Source organism: Bacillus sp. NEB1478, from assembly GCF_031582965.1.
Lineage (GTDB): Bacteria > Bacillota > Bacilli > Bacillales > Fictibacillaceae > Fictibacillus.
On record NZ_CP134049.1, the window covers coordinates 1045236 to 1062895 of the forward strand.

General features: G+C 38.0%; 17 protein-coding genes and 1 tRNA gene. 15 read left to right on the forward strand and 3 right to left on the reverse strand.

Annotation, left to right across the window (positions count from 1 at the left end):
* The first annotated feature begins 18 nt into the window (after nt 1–18).
* From RGB74_RS04975 to RGB74_RS04990, 4 genes are all read left to right on the forward strand, one after another.
* Entirely contained in the window at nt 19–999 is a 981-nt protein-coding gene (locus RGB74_RS04975) for a peptidoglycan recognition protein family protein (RefSeq protein WP_310761899.1), read from the forward strand.
* 232 nt (nt 1000–1231) lie between these two features.
* Entirely contained in the window at nt 1232–1666 is a 435-nt protein-coding gene (locus RGB74_RS04980) for an SRPBCC family protein (protein WP_310761900.1), read from the forward strand.
* A gap of 316 nt (nt 1667–1982) precedes the next feature.
* Nucleotides 1983–2117 (forward strand): sporulation histidine kinase inhibitor Sda, encoded by a 135-nt coding sequence (locus tag RGB74_RS04985; RefSeq protein ID WP_310761901.1) that lies wholly within the window; start codon nt 1983–1985, stop codon nt 2115–2117.
* A 424-nt stretch (nt 2118–2541) separates the two neighbouring features.
* Entirely contained in the window at nt 2542–3633 is a 1092-nt protein-coding gene (locus tag RGB74_RS04990; RefSeq protein WP_310761902.1) for an ATP-binding protein, read from the forward strand.
* Between the two features lie 122 nt (nt 3634–3755).
* Here the strand turns inward: RGB74_RS04990 and RGB74_RS04995 are convergent.
* Nucleotides 3756–3831, reverse strand: a tRNA-Ala gene (locus RGB74_RS04995).
* Between the two features lie 326 nt (nt 3832–4157).
* On the opposite strand from RGB74_RS04995, the gene nagZ reads away from it, so the two are divergent.
* The 9 genes from nagZ (at nt 4158) to nagE (ending at nt 15117) form a co-directional block, all read left to right on the forward strand.
* Entirely contained in the window at nt 4158–6209 is a 2052-nt protein-coding gene (gene nagZ / locus RGB74_RS05000) for a beta-N-acetylhexosaminidase (RefSeq protein ID WP_396136048.1), read from the forward strand.
* Between the two features lie 19 nt (nt 6210–6228).
* Entirely contained in the window at nt 6229–7494 is a 1266-nt protein-coding gene (locus tag RGB74_RS05005; protein WP_310761904.1) for an exo-beta-N-acetylmuramidase NamZ family protein, read from the forward strand.
* Between the two features lie 119 nt (nt 7495–7613).
* Nucleotides 7614–8795: an N-acetylglucosamine-6-phosphate deacetylase gene (gene nagA, locus RGB74_RS05010; protein ID WP_310761905.1), complete on the forward strand. Its 1182-nt coding sequence runs from the start codon at nt 7614–7616 to the stop codon at nt 8793–8795.
* A gap of 2 nt (nt 8796–8797) precedes the next feature.
* On the forward strand, nt 8798–9517 hold the full coding sequence (gene nagB, locus RGB74_RS05015) for a glucosamine-6-phosphate deaminase (protein ID WP_310761906.1): 720 nt from the start codon (nt 8798–8800) through the stop codon (nt 9515–9517).
* A gap of 12 nt (nt 9518–9529) precedes the next feature.
* Nucleotides 9530–10249, forward strand: coding sequence for a GntR family transcriptional regulator (locus RGB74_RS05020; protein WP_310762795.1), 720 nt, complete (start codon nt 9530–9532; stop codon nt 10247–10249).
* Between the two features lie 53 nt (nt 10250–10302).
* Nucleotides 10303–11676 carry a PTS transporter subunit EIIC gene (locus RGB74_RS05025; RefSeq protein WP_310761907.1) on the forward strand — a complete coding sequence of 458 codons (1374 nt, stop codon included), beginning with the start codon at nt 10303–10305 and terminating at the stop codon, nt 11674–11676.
* A 17-nt stretch (nt 11677–11693) separates the two neighbouring features.
* Nucleotides 11694–12755, forward strand: coding sequence for a DUF871 domain-containing protein (locus RGB74_RS05030; protein WP_310761908.1), 1062 nt, complete (start codon nt 11694–11696; stop codon nt 12753–12755).
* A 37-nt stretch (nt 12756–12792) separates the two neighbouring features.
* Nucleotides 12793–13698 carry an N-acetylmuramic acid 6-phosphate etherase gene (gene murQ / locus RGB74_RS05035; RefSeq protein WP_310761909.1) on the forward strand — a complete coding sequence of 302 codons (906 nt, stop codon included), beginning with the start codon at nt 12793–12795 and terminating at the stop codon, nt 13696–13698.
* Between the two features lie 15 nt (nt 13699–13713).
* The gene (gene nagE / locus RGB74_RS05040; protein WP_310761910.1) at nt 13714–15117 is read left to right on the forward strand and encodes an N-acetylglucosamine-specific PTS transporter subunit IIBC; all 1404 of its coding nucleotides are present in this window, start codon (nt 13714–13716) and stop codon (nt 15115–15117) included.
* 46 nt (nt 15118–15163) lie between these two features.
* Here the strand turns inward: nagE and RGB74_RS05045 are convergent, their stop codons facing one another.
* Together RGB74_RS05045 and RGB74_RS05050 are read right to left on the reverse strand one after the other, a co-directional pair.
* On the reverse strand, nt 15164–15313 hold the full coding sequence (locus tag RGB74_RS05045) for a YjcZ family sporulation protein (RefSeq protein ID WP_310761911.1): 150 nt from the start codon (nt 15311–15313) through the stop codon (nt 15164–15166).
* A 131-nt stretch (nt 15314–15444) separates the two neighbouring features.
* A complete protein-coding gene (locus RGB74_RS05050; protein WP_310761912.1) occupies nt 15445–16119 on the reverse strand; it encodes a hypothetical protein in 675 nt (224 codons plus the stop codon).
* Between the two features lie 299 nt (nt 16120–16418).
* Here RGB74_RS05050 and RGB74_RS05055 point away from each other — a divergent pair, with 299 nt between their 5' ends.
* Nucleotides 16419–17063, forward strand: coding sequence for a 3'-5' exonuclease (locus tag RGB74_RS05055; protein WP_310761913.1), 645 nt, complete (start codon nt 16419–16421; stop codon nt 17061–17063).
* A 219-nt stretch (nt 17064–17282) separates the two neighbouring features.
* Nucleotides 17283–17510 (forward strand): BTB/POZ domain-containing protein, encoded by a 228-nt coding sequence (locus tag RGB74_RS05060; protein ID WP_310761914.1) that lies wholly within the window; start codon nt 17283–17285, stop codon nt 17508–17510.
* Nucleotides 17511–17660 lie beyond the last annotated feature (150 nt).

Here is a 17660-nt window from a genome sequence, read left to right on the forward strand (position 1 = left end):
TAGGAGGGAGGGATATGAATGTCATATGTAATTACGTACGATTATATTAAAGTCGGTAATGCAAGACCTGGAAAGAAACTCAAAAGCCTTGTTTTTGGAGTAGCGCACGATACAGAGAATCCAGGAACAACCGCACGTGAGAATCGTACTTATTTAAATAATCAGCAGCCTAGTGCGAGTACACATGTATTTATTGACGATAAAGAAATTTTAGTGATTGTTCCACTAGATGAGATTGCCTATCATGTTCAATATGCAACACAAATGGATAATCTTCTTTTTGGGGCAGATGCTAACGATTCTGCTATAGAAGTAAAAATTTGCTTTGGGGGATCTATTCAATTTCAAGAAGCATATAAACGTTATGTTTGGTTTTGGTCATGGTTTTGTAAAAAGAATAAATGGGATCCATTCAGCAAGATTGCAAGTCATAAACAACTGGACACAAACCGGCGAACAGACCCTGATAATGCACTCAACCAATATGGGATAACCTTTAATCAATTCCTTAATGATGTGAGAAAAGAAATGGATACAGAAGCAATATCCAAACCTTCTGTTGTAAAAGACACGAATAAGGGATATCTCAAAAAAGGTGACAGCGGCGAAGATATAAAAGATCTTCAAAGAAAGTTAAATGCTGTCGGATTTAAGTTAGTGGTAGATGGAATGTTTGGTGAAAAGACTTACACTACTGTAAGGACTTTTCAGCGGATGAACAAGCTTACGGTAGATGGGTTAGCCGGAAAAGAAACTATGGCTAAACTAGAAGCAGCTTTAAAACCACAGCCGCAAGCTGTCATCCCATACCCACGCTATGTGATAAAAAAAGGATCTAAAGATACTGAGAATATAAAAAGAATTCAAAAAGCACTCGGTATAACTGTGGACGGCGTCTTTGGAACAAAAACAGGAGCAGCCGTAAAAGCTTATCAGAGGAGAAAAAAATTAACCGCAGACGGAATCGTCGGACAAACTACGTGGAATATGATTTTTTAAACATAAAAACCCTTGAATCCTCAAGGGTTTTTGTTTGTATGTAGGATTGAAAGCCGATCTTTTGGATGCAAGCGAAAAAAATTACTATCCTATCAACAGTAAAAGAAATGTGTAATTGTTATTAATTGATATTCATCAGGTGCACGTTTTTAAGAAGGAAAAATGGATGTTTTTATTGAATTTAAAAGATTAAGAAGTCAACGAATTTATTATGGTGAGGTGGATAAGTAAAATGGAGACAAGTAATAAAGTAACAATTACGGTAGAAACCACAGTTCATAAGCCGGTTGCAGAAGTTTGGAAATATTGGACAGAGCCACAGCATATAACAAAATGGAGTTTTGCTTCTGATGATTGGCATGCGCCAAATGCAGAAAATGATTTAAGAATTGGCGGGAGATTTCTTACAAGAATGGAAGCTAAGGACGGGAGTTTTGGATTCGATTTTGGTGGTGTTTATGATGATGTAAAAGAAAATGAGTTTATTTCTTACATTCTTGATGATGGAAGAAAAGTTACGATTTCTTTTATTAACCAAGAAAACGACACTAAAGTAATTGAAACATTTGAAGCGGAATCTACCAATCCCATAGAAATGCAAGAAGCAGGATGGCAGGCGTTTATGGATAATTTTAAGAAATATAGTGAATCCATAAAAGTAGATTGATAAAAAAATTTTAAGTAATTCAAATTTTAGCTGCCAACTTAGGCAGCTTTTCTTTATTAAAAGCTCTTTTCTTAAAAATTGGTGCTTTTAGTACATATCGTAAAGAGTCTTTATTGAAAAGCTGATTGTCTTACAAGATTAGAGACTCAGGAATGTATTCTTCACACAAGCTCAATCAACAGGTATGGTTTTAAAGTACTATATAAAATTTTTGAATTTTAGCACTTTTTTGTCTTTTTTTATCGAAATTTTTGACTTAGACTGTAGATATGTTAGATTTGTAATCTAACAAAAACCAACTTGAGGAGGAATGCATTTGAACAAGATCATGAGTGACGAACAATTGATTATTTCTTATCGAGAAGTTTTAAAACATGAAAAAAACAGTGAGATTGCTAAACACCTCAAAGAAGAAATAAACCGACGCGGATTAAAACCAGTTATAAATTAATGTCTTGGTCACCTTCCCCTCTGGAAGGTGGCTTTCTTATTGTGATGAATTACAAAGTCTTGGTATATGCATGGTGTTTACTGTGAACGATTGAAAACGAGGTAATTGAATTAGGAAATAGCTGTGTATTTTTATATTCAAGTTTCATCCATCCTATTGTGTGTATTGGTATCGCATATTTTTATGCAAACTATTGTTTAGTAGACAAGGATTTTCCTAGATTTTGTCGAAAATCAAAAAAGGCAGGTAAATCTAGGAAGTAGGGAACGATATGTGGGAGTCTATCCAAAGCATGTGCTTGCACGTGGTCTTTATTCTTTTTACAATCCTAATCTATCAAGTCTTTTTTATAGAAAGAGAAGAGAAACGGAAAAAAATTTGCTCGAAATTTTTTCTGTTCATACTGATCATATTAGTTTTTACAATGAGCCAACCTGTCCTTTATTCCGAAATCTATAAGTATGACTTTAAAGCTGTCGCTATCATACTGTCCTTTTTATACGGAGGCAAAAGAGCTGGATTTGCAACCTTTTTTGCACTGCTTATAACAGGGTATTTTACAGACCAGAGGTTATTGATCTTATTAGGCAATTATACGGTGTTTTGTCTATTGTTACTCCCAGTAAGCAGTAGGTTTCACCGTTATCAAATAAAAGGAAAAGTTATCGTGATCAGTTTGTTTTATATGACGATTCCGATCACAAGAGGGATTTTTCTTACCTTAAAAGGAGACTACCGGCAAACCTTTTTTGAAGTAAGCTCCTCTCTTATTGTTTTGGCAACTTTGATTGCAATCATATATTTAATTGAAAACATGAATGAGCAAATGGAAATGAAACAAGAACTGATCCGAACGGAAAAAATGAATGTCGTCAGCCAGCTGGCTGCTTCGGTTGCACACGAAATCCGTAATCCGATGACATCTGTGCGCGGGTTCATGCAGTTAATGCAAAAAGAAAATTTAACGAAGGAACAGCATTTATACATAAGAATCTCGATTGAGGAATTAGATCGGGCACAGGAAATCATCAATCAATATTTAGCTCTCGCAAAGCCGCAAACTGATCAATATGAAATCATTGATTTGACTTCTATCATACAACAATCGATTGACGTGATGCATTCGTATGCCATTCTGAACAGTATTCATATTACACAGCAAGTGGAATCATCTCTCGAAATCGAGGGGCTTAAACTAGAAATTCAGCAAGTGTTGATAAACATCATCAAAAATGCGATTGAAGCGATTAAAAGCGAAGGGGAAATCTGGCTATCGGCTGCAAAAAATTCAAATGGCTTCGTATCCATTCAAATTAAAGATAACGGTGTAGGAATGACCGAAGCGCAATTGAAAAAACTAGGAAGCCCGTATTACTCAACAAAGGAAAAGGGAACTGGCTTAGGATTAACCGTATGCCATCAAATCGTAAAACAAATGGGCGGACAAATTTTGATTAAGAGTGAGTTAAACAAAGGAACATGCTTTACGATAAATCTGCCATTAAAAAATAAGTGAAAATAATTTTATATTGCGTTTTTTAACTTATCATTCACATAAGTAAACTAAAGGTGCGATTTTACATTGGCTTTTATAAAAAACAAAACCCTTGATTCCTCAAGGGTTTTGACTGTTATGTATGGTGGAGACTAGCGGGATCGAACCGCTGACCTTTTGGCTGCCAGCCAAACGCTCTCCCAGCTGAGCTAAGCCCCCGTATTTTTTCTGTAACATAATGAATTATATCGATTTAAAATTATCGCCGCAAGCTTTTTTTCTTTATTTTGTATATTTCATTCCCCTTCCTCAAAAGTTATTAAAACTAAAATGTTATCTGAAATCTCGGAAAAGTTTTTTTGAGTCTTTCTTACTGATATGAAGACTGTTTTAAGATTGGTATAGACAACTAGTCCTAGCACATAAAAGGACTTAAGTTCTGTTTTTACACCATGTGACAGGAACCTTCCTTTTTCTACCGAAAAGTGTCAAAGAAAGAAAGCGCTACCAATTTGAGGAGGTTGGATGTATTGAAAGCTTTAAGAATGATAGGGTCTTTATTTTTAACTGCATTTTTGATTATTCCTTTGTTTGCAGGAACAGGACAATCTAAAGTTTTTGCTAAACAATGGGATAGCGAATCGTTAATTATCGCTCAAAATATGCCGCAATTAAGTACAGAACTTAATGGCGATACAATTAAACTTTCTGCATTGAAAGCTGATAATGATGGTGCTTATTCCGAAGTTAAAGAACATCTGAAGTGGGGATCCACGAATAAAAATGTGGCTTCCGTTCAGGAAGGTACCGTTACATTAAGCGGTCACAACGGCAAAACATTTATTTTTGTTACAGATGGAAAATCATTCGACAGAATTGGAATACTTGTTAAGCATGGAAAAGCTGCGTTCGAAAAACAAAAAGGTGAAAAATACGATCTGATTTCAAAAGCGATCAAATCAATGTCAGTTGAAGAAAAAATTGGACAGATGCTAATGCCAGATTTCCGTAACTGGAATGGGAAACCGGTTACTGAAATGAACGATGAAATAAAGGAGTTAGTGAAAAAATACTATTTAGGCGGAGTCATTTTATTCCGTGAGAATGTAGTTACAACTGAGCAAACTGTAAGATTAGTAGATGAGTATAAGAAGGCAAATGAGGAATATGGTCTTCTCATATCAATCGACCAAGAAGGCGGAATTGTGACACGTTTGCAGAGTGGTACCGATTTCCCAGGAAATATGGCGCTTGGTGCAACAAGATCAGCAGAATTGGCAAAATCAGTCGGAAAATCTATTGGTTCTGAACTCGATTCGCTAGGAATCAACATGAATCTGGCTCCAGTACTTGATGTAAACAACAATCCTGATAACCCTGTTATCGGTGTGCGTTCCTTTGGTGAAGATCCAAAGTTAGTTGCAGAGTTAGGGACTGCTTATACAAAAGGATTACAAAGTGCGGGGATGGCTGCTACAGCAAAACACTTCCCAGGACATGGTGATACTGCTGTTGATTCACATCTTGGTTTACCTTCAGTCCCACATGATAAAGAGCGATTAAAGGAAGTAGAACTTTATCCGTTCCAGCAAGCGATGAATCAGGGGATCGATGCAATTATGACTGCACATGTAACGTTCCCGAAGATTGATCCCACAACTGTTATTTCGAAAAAAGATGGAACAGAGATTAACCTTCCAGCTACTTTGTCTTATGAAGTATTAACGAATTTGATGAGAAAAGAAATGGGCTTTAAAGGTGTAATCTCAACAGATGCGCTCAACATGCAAGCGATCGTTGATCATTTCGGACCAGTGGATGCTGCTATTCGTGCAGTTAATGCAGGAACAGATATTGTTCTGATGCCTGTTGGTCTAGAAGAAGTAGCAAATGGACTTTATGATGCCGTAGAAAGAGGAGATATTAAAGAAGATAGAGTGAATGAATCAGTAGAGAGACTACTGACATTAAAAGCGAAACGCGGAATTTTTAAACAAATGACAGATACACCAGTCGAAGAAAAAGTAGAAAATGCACAAAATGTTGTAGGGAACATTGCACATAAAGAAGTAGAAAAAGAAGTTGCACGCAAATCTATTACATTGGTGAAAAACAGCGGGCTGCTGCCAGTAAATAAAGAAAGCATCGATTCTGTTGTTGTTGTAGGAAACACCTATAGTCAATCTCTTCAGCAAGCTTTATCCGCCTATATTCCATCTGTGGAGTTAATTCTATCAGCCCAAAAGCTAACAGAAGAACAGCTAATGAAAGTACGAAATGCAGATTTAGTTGTGTTAGGCACTTACACATTTAACGTATCAGGACGATTACCATCAAGCAGCCAAATGCAGATGGTAAACCAAGTGATTCAAGCGGCTCCAAATAAAACGGTAGCAGTAGGAATTCGAAATCCTTATGACATTATGGCGTTCCCTGATGTTACTGCTTATCTTGCCCAATATGGATTCAGAGATGCCAGTTTCAAAGCAACGGCTGAAACCATTTTTGGTATGAACAACCCGTCAGGAAAGCTTCCAGTTACGATTTATCAAGATGATACTGTACTATATCCGTTTGGACACGGTTTAGGATATTAAAAGAAGGAGGGAAAGCGCAATGAAAAAATGGGGATTTTTATTAGCTGTCTTGCTCGTCTTATCAGTAGTGCTCCCGAGTACACAAACACTCAATGCAACAAGAAGCAAATATGATAATTATCATAGGCAAAATTTTAAAACGGGCTTAGAAATGCTTCTGAAGGACAATCTATCTTTGTTAGAAGGAAAAAAAGTCGGATTAATAACAAACCCAACTGGAGTTGACCGGAATTTAAACAGCATAGTAGATGTCTTATACAATAATCCTGATATCGAGCTAAAAGCTTTATTCGGTCCCGAACATGGGGTACGTGGAAGTGCGCAAGCTGGACAATATGTGGAATTCTATACAGATCCTAAAACAGGTCTTCCTGTTTACAGCTTATATGGACCAACGAAAAAGCCTACTCCTGAAATGCTTGAAGGAATAGATGTGTTAGTTTTTGATATTCAAGATGTGGGAACTCGTTTCTATACGTACATTTATACAATGGCATACGCGATGGAGGCAGCAAAAGAAAATAACATTCCATTTGTCGTCTTGGATCGTCCAAATCCACTCGGGGGTACGCAGGTAGAAGGACCGGTATTAGATCCGGATTATTCATCATTTGTAGGGATGTACCCGATTCCTTTAAGACATGGTATGACGGTTGGTGAACTCGCAAAATTATTTAATAAAGAATTTCATATTGATGCTGACTTAGAAGTGGTAGAAATGAAGGGATGGAAAAGATCGTGGACTTATGAAGAAAGCGGACTGGATTGGGTCCTTCCTTCACCTAATATGCCAACAAAAGACACGGCCCTTGTTTATCCTGGAAGCGCATTGATCGAGGGTACAAATGTATCAGAAGGAAGAGGGACTACGAAACCGTTTGAGCTAATCGGCGCCCCTTTTATTAATGGAGATCACTTAGCTTCTGCACTAAACGAACAAGCTCTGCCTGGTGTGAAGTTCCGTTCTGCATCTTTTATACCATCGACTTCAAAGCATGTTGGAAAACTATCGCATGGTATCGAAATACATGTAACAGACGAGAAGTTATTCCAGCCTGTATTAACTGGAATAGCTTTAGTTAAAACAATCCATGATATGTATCCTGCCGATTTTGCGTTCCGTGCAGAAGACAGTGCAGGAAAATCTTACTTTGATCTATTAATCGGGAATGGCTGGGTACGAGAAGCAATTGAATCCGGGAGTTCAGTAGAGGATATTGTTTCTCGCTATGAGGAAGAGCTGTATCAATTTAAAGAATTGAGAAAGAAATATTTACTCTATTAATTTGAAAAAATAGCTAGGGTAAAATCACCTTAGCTATTTTTATTTGAATTTTCTGACTGGTATAGACAACTAGTTATACTAATGATACTCTTGACATAAAGTGATAAAGGGGAGTGGACATGAGTCAAGATATCTTATTGAATGGAGCCTTTATTAATGAACATGGGTCATTCGTAGAAAATGGCTACCTCTTTATCAAAGAGGGCAAAATCGAATACATCGGTGAAGTAAATCCACTTGGCAACGAAGAAGAAACAAAAACATATAAAATAGCCGAAGGAGCCGTCATGCTGCCAGGAATGATCGACATACATATTCATGGAGCTGTCGGTGCAGATGTGATGGACGGGACTGAAGAAGTACTCGGGAAGATGGCGCAAGCTCTTCCTGCTGAAGGAACTACTTCTTTTCTTGCCACGACGATGACTGAAAATATCGATCATATTAAGAAAGCATTGACCCAAACTGCTTCTTTTATAAAGAAACAAAAGCCAGGGGCTGCGGAGATTATAGGCATTCATCTGGAAGGTCCTTTTATTTCAGAGAAACGTGCAGGGGCTCAGCCAAAAGAGTTTATACAACAACCGGATGTAGACCTCTTTATAGAGTTGCAGCAGCAATCTCAAAGTCATATTAAACTTGTAACACTAGCACCGGAAGTAGAAGGTGGCCATAGTCTTGCAAACTATTTAAAGAAGAATGGCTGTATTGCATCGATTGGACATAGTGACAGCACTTTTATTGAAGTTAAAGAAGGAATCGAAGCAGGTGTTTCCCATGTAACACATTTGTTTAATGGTATGAGAGGTATGCACCATCGCGATCCTGGAGTAGCGGGAGCAGCTCTCATTCAAGATGAATTGATGGTAGAAATGATTGTTGACGGTGTTCATGCAAGTCCAGAAATGATTAAGCTTGCGTATCATTCTACAGGAGCAGATCGAACCATTTTGATTACGGATTCCATGCGTGCCAAAGGGTTGGGTGATGGAGAGTATACTTTAGGGGGTCAGCATGTAACGGTCAAGAACGGCAAAGCCATGCTAGAGGACGGAACACTCGCAGGAAGTATTTTAAGCATGGATGATGCAGTTAGGAACATGATGGAATACACAGGGTGTTCACTATCGGATATTGTCAAAATGACGAGTACGAATGCAGCAAAGGAATTGAAAATTTTCGATCGAAAAGGCAGCCTCTCAAAAGGGAAGGATGCGGATATAACAGTGATGTCCAAGGATCACCAAATTCTTATGACCTTTTGCCGCGGAGAGCTTTCATATCATCGGAAGGAGGGTTAGGTTTGAAGCTTATTTCCGTTACTGATGAACAAGAATTAAGCAGGACAGCTGCGGAGATTTTATTTTTGAAAATAAAAACCGCAGACAGGTTGGTGCTTGGCCTCCCAACTGGCAATACTCCATTAGGCATGTACCGATACCTTTCGAAATATAGTAATGAATATAAGCAATCTTTTCATCACGTGTATACGGTGAATTTGGATGAATACGCTGGGTCTGAAACTTATCATAATTATATGGAAAAACATTTTTTTCAAAATGTTGATATCCCTTCTCATCATACACATCTTCCTAATGGTAAAGCAGAGAATCTGGAAAATGAATGTATCCAATACGAAGAATTAATTAAAAAGCTTGGCGGTATTGATGTACAGGTTTTAGGTATCGGTGAAAATGGACATATCGGTTTTAATGAACCTGGAACAAATTTTGACTCTAGAACGCATGTCGTAAAGCTAACAGAATCGACACTTCAAGCAAATGCAAAATATTTTACCGATGAAGAGCAGCCCACTCACGCTATTACGATGGGTATTGGATCGATATTGGACAGTAAGGAAATCCTTTTACTGGCGATCGGGGAACGCAAAGCAAGAGCTGTAAGGGAACTATTGCAAGGTTCATTAAATGAAGAAATTCCTGCTACAGTTTTGACTATGCATCCAAATGTGACTGTGCTTGCAGACAAAGGTGCAAGAATGCTTCTAGATAAGGAGAGTTGAATCATTTTTATGATTATAGATAAAACATCACCAGTACCTCTTTATTATCAAATTGAAGAGGCGATCAAAAATAAGATTGATAAAGGAGAATGGGAACCAGGCTCAATGATCTCCTCTGAAAGAGAGTTTGCAGAAAACTACGAAGTGAGCCGAATGACAGTTCGTCAAGCAATCAACAACTTAGTCAATGACGGTTATTTGACGAGAAGAAAAGGTAAGGGAACTTTTGTATCCGGTAAAAAAATCGAACAAAAATTATTAGGTTTAACAAGTTTTACTGAGGATATGAAAGCGAGAGGATATAATCCAGCTTCTAAACTCGTATCCTTTCAAATCATTCAAGCTAACCACCAGATTGCTAAAGTGCTGGAAATATCCCATAACGACGAAATCTATGAAATAAAACGAGTTCGATTAGCAAATGATGTGCCGATGGCGATTGAAACCACTTTTGTTCCGGTGCAGCTCATTCATCTGCAAGAGAGTCATTTTCAAGAAGGCTCATTATATTCTCAAGTTGAACAAGCGGGATTTAATATCGATTACGCGACACAAAGTCTCGAGGCTTCTATTGCACGAGAAAAAGAGAGTGAAATTTTAGAGATTGCCAAAGGAGCACCTGTTTTGCTCATACAAAGACTGACGTATTTGACAACTGGCAAGCCTCTCGAAGTAGTTCACTCCGTATACCGTGGAGACCGCTACAAATTTATGATTGATATGAAGCGCTAAACTCAAGCGTTTTATATAAAAATGAAAGCGATTACAAAAGGGGGAAGGAAAAAATGGGGAAAGAGCAGCAAATGGCGACAAGCATCATAGAAAATCTCGGCGGCGCATCAAACATTAAAACGTTGATGCACTGTATGACAAGAATCAGGGTAAACCTACATGACTCATCTAAAGTGAATTTAGCAGGATTAAAAGATGTGGATGGCGTGTTAGGTGTTGTAGAAGATGATACGCTTCAAATTATCGTTGGTCCTGGAATTGTGAACAGAGTAACACTGGCGATGAGTGATGAAACAGGCATGAATATTCATTCTGTTGATGAAACGAACCCGATGGACCTTGAGCAGATGGCACGCATGAACAAAGATGCCCTCAATAAGAAAAACGCAACACCATTTAAGCAATTTTTACGTAAAATTGCGAGTATCTTTATTCCGTTAATTCCGGCAATCGTAGCTTCTGGTTTAATCGCAGGAATCACGAACGTAGCATTAAGACTGGATGCAAACCCAGAATCTTCATTCATTCAAATGTTAGGCTTGATTGGTTGGGGAGTATTTGGTTATTTGGCAGTATTTGTAGGGATAAACACTGCAAAAGAATTTGGGGGTACTCCTGCTTTAGGGGGAGCTGCTGGTATTCTGCTTATCAACCCAGGTCTTGCTAACATCAAGCTTTTTGGTGAGGCTTTAGTAGTTGGACGGGGCGGATTAATTGGTGTTATGCTTGCAGCTATTTTAATAGCCTTTTTAGAAAAACGAATTCGTAAATTTGTTCCCGCAGCTATTGATATTATCGTTACACCAACACTTGCGTTATTAATCACAGGATTTGCTACATTATACATTCTTCAGCCTGTAGGCGGATTCTTATCGGATCTAATCACAAAAGGATTGTTGAACTTAATTGATATTGGCGGTGTTTTCTCTGGACTTATTTTAGCAGGTACATTCTTGCCGCTGGTTGTAACAGGACTTCACCAAGGGCTAACTCCTGTTCATATGGAGCTTATCAACTCAATTGGTGATGACCCACTCTTACCAATCCTTGCAATGGGTGGAGCAGGGCAAGTTGGTGCTGCATTCGCGATTTACTTTAAAACGAAAAATCAAAGACTTCGCAAAGTTATCAAAGGTGGTCTTCCTGTAGGTATGCTAGGAATTGGTGAGCCATTAATTTTTGGGGTAACACTGCCGCTTGGCCGTCCTTTCTTAACCGCTTGTTTAGGAGCAGCTATTGGCGGAGCATTCCAAGCCTTCTTTAAAGTAGCAACAATTGCGATTGGTGTATCTGGTATTCCGCTTGTGTTCTTAGTTAATACCAATCAGATGCTGCTTTATATTGTAGGATTAGTAATCGCTTATATCTTTGGATTTATCTTCACATGGACATTTGGATTTAAAGAAAGTATGGCAAAAGACATTTAAACAGGAGTTGAATGCCTTTGTGTTTAGGAATATCCATATATTTAAGTGAACCAGAATCTTTTAACTCAAACTGGATTGAGAAGTGTGCAAAAAATGGATTTCAATATATTTTCACTTCTTTACACATTCCTGAAGAAAAAGATGAACGTATTACGTTTACGAAAAAAGTTAAAAACCTAGGTGATATAGCTCAAACCGTTCACATGGATGTAATGGCTGATCTATCACCAGCTTCTCTTGAACGTTTGGGTTTAGAGTTTCAGGAACTTCCGATTCTTAAGGAATGGGGTATTACAGGAGTCAGATTGGATTATGGGTTTACAGCTAAGCAGATTGCTTGGCTGTCCCATTTTCTAAAAGTTGGTCTGAATGCAAGTACCATTGATGCAGATCAGCTGAAAGAACTTGTTAACGAAGGGCTTGATACGAGCCAAGCTGAAGCGTGTCATAATTTTTATCCAAAGCCTTTTACAGGTATCTCTAAACTTGCACTTAGGGAACGTAATGAGATGTTTCATCGTTATGGAATGAAAACGATGGCATTTATTCCGGGTGATCAAAAACTTAGAGGACCACTGCAGGAAAGGCTGCCGACCATTGAAGATCATCGAAACATAACCCCTTTAGAGTCAGCATTAGAATTAAAGGAACTTGGAACTGATAAGATTTGTGCAGGAGATATTAGCCTATCCGATCATTCGGTCCAGGAACTAAATTATTTAACAGAACAAGTTATCCTGATTTATGTAAAGTTTAGGAAAAACTACCAAAGTTTCTATCATACCGTTCACACAAATCGCCTGGATGCGGCGCAATATGTGATACGATCTGCTACATCGAGAGAAAAAAATAATCAGTATAAACCGGAATCCTATACGGATGACTATTTTAACGAGGGCGATATTACGGTTGATAACATGCTGTATGGGAGGTATTCTGGTGAACTCCAGATATGCTTACAGAGGCTGCCTGCGAACAAAAAGGTAAATTGTGCAGGTAAGGTTTGTAAAGAAAGTAAGCCATTGCTCAAATTTATACGTGGCGGGAGAAAGTTTATCCTTTTACCAAAAGATTGTTAACGGTAACTTAAACAGTGCAGCATGAAGGGAGATCAAAATGGATTTAACAAAATTGGCTACGGAGAGAAGAAATCCGGATACGTTGAATATCGACGAACTTTCTGCTTTAGAAGTAGTCAAAAAAATACATGAAGCTGACCTGCAAGTAGCCAGTTGTATTACACCTGTTTTAAAGGAAATCAGCATCGTTGCCGAAAAAGTAGTCGAAGCGTTTGAAAATGCCGGAAGATTGCTGTATATCGGTGCAGGAACGAGCGGGCGTCTTGGAGTATTGGATGCATCAGAATGTCCCCCGACATATGGAACCGATCCTAAGTTGGTCGTAGGTCTCATTGCAGGCGGCGAATACGCGCTTCGAAATGCGATTGAAGGTGCAGAAGATGATGCTGATTTAGGGAAAAGGGACCTTCAAAATGAAAATATTACTGAAAAAGATGTGGTAGTTGCAATTGCAGCATCAGGAAGAACGCCATATTGTCTTGGAGCTATGGAATATGCAAAGCAGCAGGGAGCACATACAGCAGCTTTAGTATGTTCTATGAATTCGCCGATGGAAAAGCTGGCTGATACAAGTTTAGTAGTAGTGCCAGGCCCTGAAGTGGTTACGGGATCAACGCGTATGAAAGCAGGAACGGTTCAAAAGCTTGTGTTAAACATGATATCTACAACAAGCATGATTAAGTGGGGGAAAGTGTACAGCAATCTTATGGTTGACGTACAGCCTACGAATGAAAAGCTTAGGCAGCGTGCAAGAAATATTATTATAGAGGCAACGGGTGTCACTGAAAATGAAGCTGAAAAAGCACTGTTAGATCAAAACGGAAATACGAAAGCAGCCATTTTTCAGCTGATTACAGGTGTCTCAGCGGATGAAGCAAAAGGATATATAGAACAGCATCATGGCAGATTGAAAGATGCGATAAAAATGTATTCTCAAAAATGAAAGGGGTAGGTTGTCATGTTAGGGTTCTTACAACGAATAGGCCGGGCGCTTATGCTTCCAATCGCTGTTCTTCCTGCAGCTGGTTTATTGCTGCGTTTTGGTCAGCCAGACTTGCTGGACATTCCATTTTTAGCGGCAGCGGGTAACGCAATATTTGGTCATTTGGCACTTATCTTTGCGATTGGTGTAGCTGTAGGTATAGCAAAAGACAGTAATGGTGCAGCTGGACTTTCTGGAGCTATTGGATATTTTGTATTAACTGAAGGCGGAAAATCATTCGCGGAAACCGTAATGAAAACAAAAGAATTTGATATGTCGGTACTCGGAGGAATTCTGGCAGGTGTAATTGCAGGGCTATTATATAATAAATACAGTAATACAAAACTCCCAGATTGGCTTTCTTTCTTTGGAGGCAAACGTTTTGTACCGATTATAACGGCAGGAACGATGGTTCTTTTAGCATTAGTGTTTGGAGTCGTTTGGCCATACATTCAAATGGGATTAGAGAATGTCGGTGAGTGGATTACAAGCGCCGGGGCTATAGGTGCTGGTATTTTTGGATTCTTTAACCGCTTATTGATTCCGTTAGGACTTCACCATGTATTAAATAGTTTCTTATGGTTTGTATATGGGGAATTTACAGGAGAAAACGGAAAAGTAACTGGAGATTTATGGCGTTTCTTTGCCGATGATCCGAAGGCAGGATTCTATATGGCAGGGTTCTTCCCTGTAATGATGTTTGGGTTGCCAGCTGCATGTTTAGCGATGATTCATACAGCAAAAAAACATCGTAAAGCAGCAGTAGCGGGAATGCTTGGAAGTATGGCACTTACTTCTTTTGTAACAGGTATTACTGAACCTATCGAATTCGCATTTATGTTTTTATCACCTCTTCTTTATGTAATTCATGCAGTATTAACCGCGATTTCGATGTCAGTTGCCGTATTGTTTGATATTCATCATGGATTTACATTCTCAGCAGGAGCACTAGATTACTTCTTAAATATTAAGAAGGCTCATAACGGATGGCTTCTGCTGCCGATCGGTGCTGTTTATTTTGTACTCTATTATGTTGTGTTCCGATATGTAATTGTAAAACTAGATTTAAAGACTCCAGGGCGTGAAGACGAGGATATCGTTGAAGCAGAAGCGGCGGCAACAACTACAACTGCTAATGAAAAGTATGATGCTGCGGCAAATGCCTATTTAGCTGCATTAGGCGGAAAAGAAAACATCGTATTGTTAGAAAACTGTATCACTCGGCTACGTTTGCAGATTAACGATATAACGAAAGTAGACGAAGATGCTCTTAAAAAAGCTGGATCAAAAGGGCTGATCAAATTAAACAACCAAAACATTCAAGTTGTAGTAGGTTCAGAAGTCGAACCGATAGCTGATAGTATGAGAGAGAAGTTATAAAGAAAGAGGGAGTCTCCGGTGGGAGATTCCCTCTTTTAATCTAGTATTATGCGTTCCAGTACCCATTAATTGGTGCGTTAGACGCATACCCGTACGGAGATGGATAAACACAGCAGCATCCATTCCCTCCATAGGAAACGGCTCCGACAATAATGAGCAGGACGAATAGTACTACTATAAGCGTAAAACTAGACATGGTTTCACTCCTCTTCTTGCACTGTGAGAAGCCGGTTTCTCTCCTCAACTTATCTTATGCAAGTAGGATAAGCATAGAAACGGTGATAATAGCGGATTTCTTGAAACAATGTCTCTTTCTTTGTCTGAAAATTATTTGTAAGCTTCATCAAGCGTGATGAATAAGTAATCTACTAAATTAGCTTTCGCAAACATTTTCACTTCATATACGCCGCCGATATTATTCCAGACATAAGCAGTATCAGTGTCTGTTGTCTCTTCAGCATCTGTTGGCAGTCCTGCAAGTTCAAGAGCCTTTACTCTTTCCTCATCATCATCAAAAGGAATTTCCAGATCTGCAACTGAATATAAGAGTCGGGCAGCTTTACCTTGGACAAAAGTGACCGCATACTTTTCATTTTCATAATAATGTACAACAGCAGGAACAAAATTAGATGTTCCTGAATAACGGAATTTAATATCCTCAGATTTTTGAGGCTGACCTAATTTGTCGCTAATTTGCTTTTCGGTTAAATTAGCCAGTTCGCTGGCTACAAATTCGTGATCATTTGTTAAGTAGTCTTTTTCTTCTTCACCATCAGCATTAGTTGTATCTGACTCTTCGTTTGTAGCCGTTTCCTCAGATTGATTGGCAGAAGCTTCAGCAGTCTTTTCTTCTTTTTGAGAAGAAGTAGAAGATGAAGAATCCTTTTTGTTTCCATCTTCAGCTTGAACAGCCGATTGGTCTTTTGGCTTTGCCTCATCTTTAGAGCATGCAGAAATGACTAATGATACAGCACAACACATAAGCAATATAAGTTTTTTCATCATTATCCCTCTTTATGTAAATCTTTTTTTAAAAGCAGATAACAATAATGTTAACAAAATTAATACTAAATTCATAATGAAAAGTTTGACAGTTTAAGAAACATATTGAGATGAAAGAATAGTATGGTATTTAAGAGCCCAGTAATATCATAAGTTATTAATAAATGGAATTCTGTGGTTACAATAAATTTTAGGGAATATTTCAATTTATTAACAAATCGTATGAAAAATCATCTACAATATTAAGTAGCCATCCGTTCTAAAGTTCATAAATGATTTTAAAGGCAGGGGTGAATAGGATGCAATATATTGTTTATGATTTAGAGATGACAAACAGGCTGTCGGAGATTATAGAAATTGGTGCGGTACGAATGCGTATCATCAATGGGGAATTGGTTCAGATCGATACTTTTCAATCATTTGTACAGCCTAAAATGGATAAGTTGAATTCACGGATCACGAACTTAACAGGGATAACGAAACGTGATTTAATATCTGCGCCTTCCTATACCGATGCCATACAAAGCTTCCGTTCATGGATAGGACCTGATGAATACTATTTATGTTCTTGGGGACCAGAAGATAAGTGGGCGTTAATTACAGATTGTACTTTTCACAAATCAGATATTGAATGGATCGTTAATCATAATGATCTCCAATTTCACTTTAGTATGCTGCATGACAGTGAAAAGGGATTTCGTTTTGGTTTGTCAAGGGCACTTCAAACCATTCAGCTCACATACGAAGGTTCTAAACATCGTGCTTTGGATGATGCTATTAATACTGCAATCATTCTTAAGAAAATCTTTAATAAAATCGAGTGTATTAAGAATGCAAAATCTTTTTTAGAGTCTAAACTCTTTGAACCTGAAAAGCTAGTATACAAAACGAAAACCGAAGAAGATGTATCACCATTTGCTTCATTACAAAAGTTATTTAACTAAAGTATTTTTTCATTTTTTTGTAAAGTTGTGAATATTTCCCGATTACACAATAAAACATACTAGGACTTTTTCCTTGTTGATTCGACCTTATTCGACATAAACGCATAGGTATAATGGGTTAATAACCATAAAAAGTAAGATATGTCGTCATTTGACGAATTGTTTTTGTAGGAAAATGACCTTAGTATCGTTAATAATGGTAGTAGGGGGTGTTTATTGGTGAACACTACATATTTTATTACCAATAAAAATAATCAATTGCTTGAATTGTTAAATACCATTGATTATTGCTTAATGGATTCAAGGCTGGAGGAAGTGGATACGTTAATCCGTCTTAAAGAAGAACTAGTAGCGAATGATGGCATACATATTACCCCGGAGCAGATTAATAATATAGTCGCTGTATTATTATCATTTGTTCCAATGACCGTAAAAGAAGTAGGGTAAGCCTTTAAGACGGGAACCATTCTGAACCTCTTGGGGAGAGGTTCTTTTTTTATGCTGCTTTTGCTCTTATTGCTCATTCTCATCATTGATTAAGAATGCGAAAACAACTTTTTATACTTAACTACATTTCGGAGCTCTCATTTTGTATAT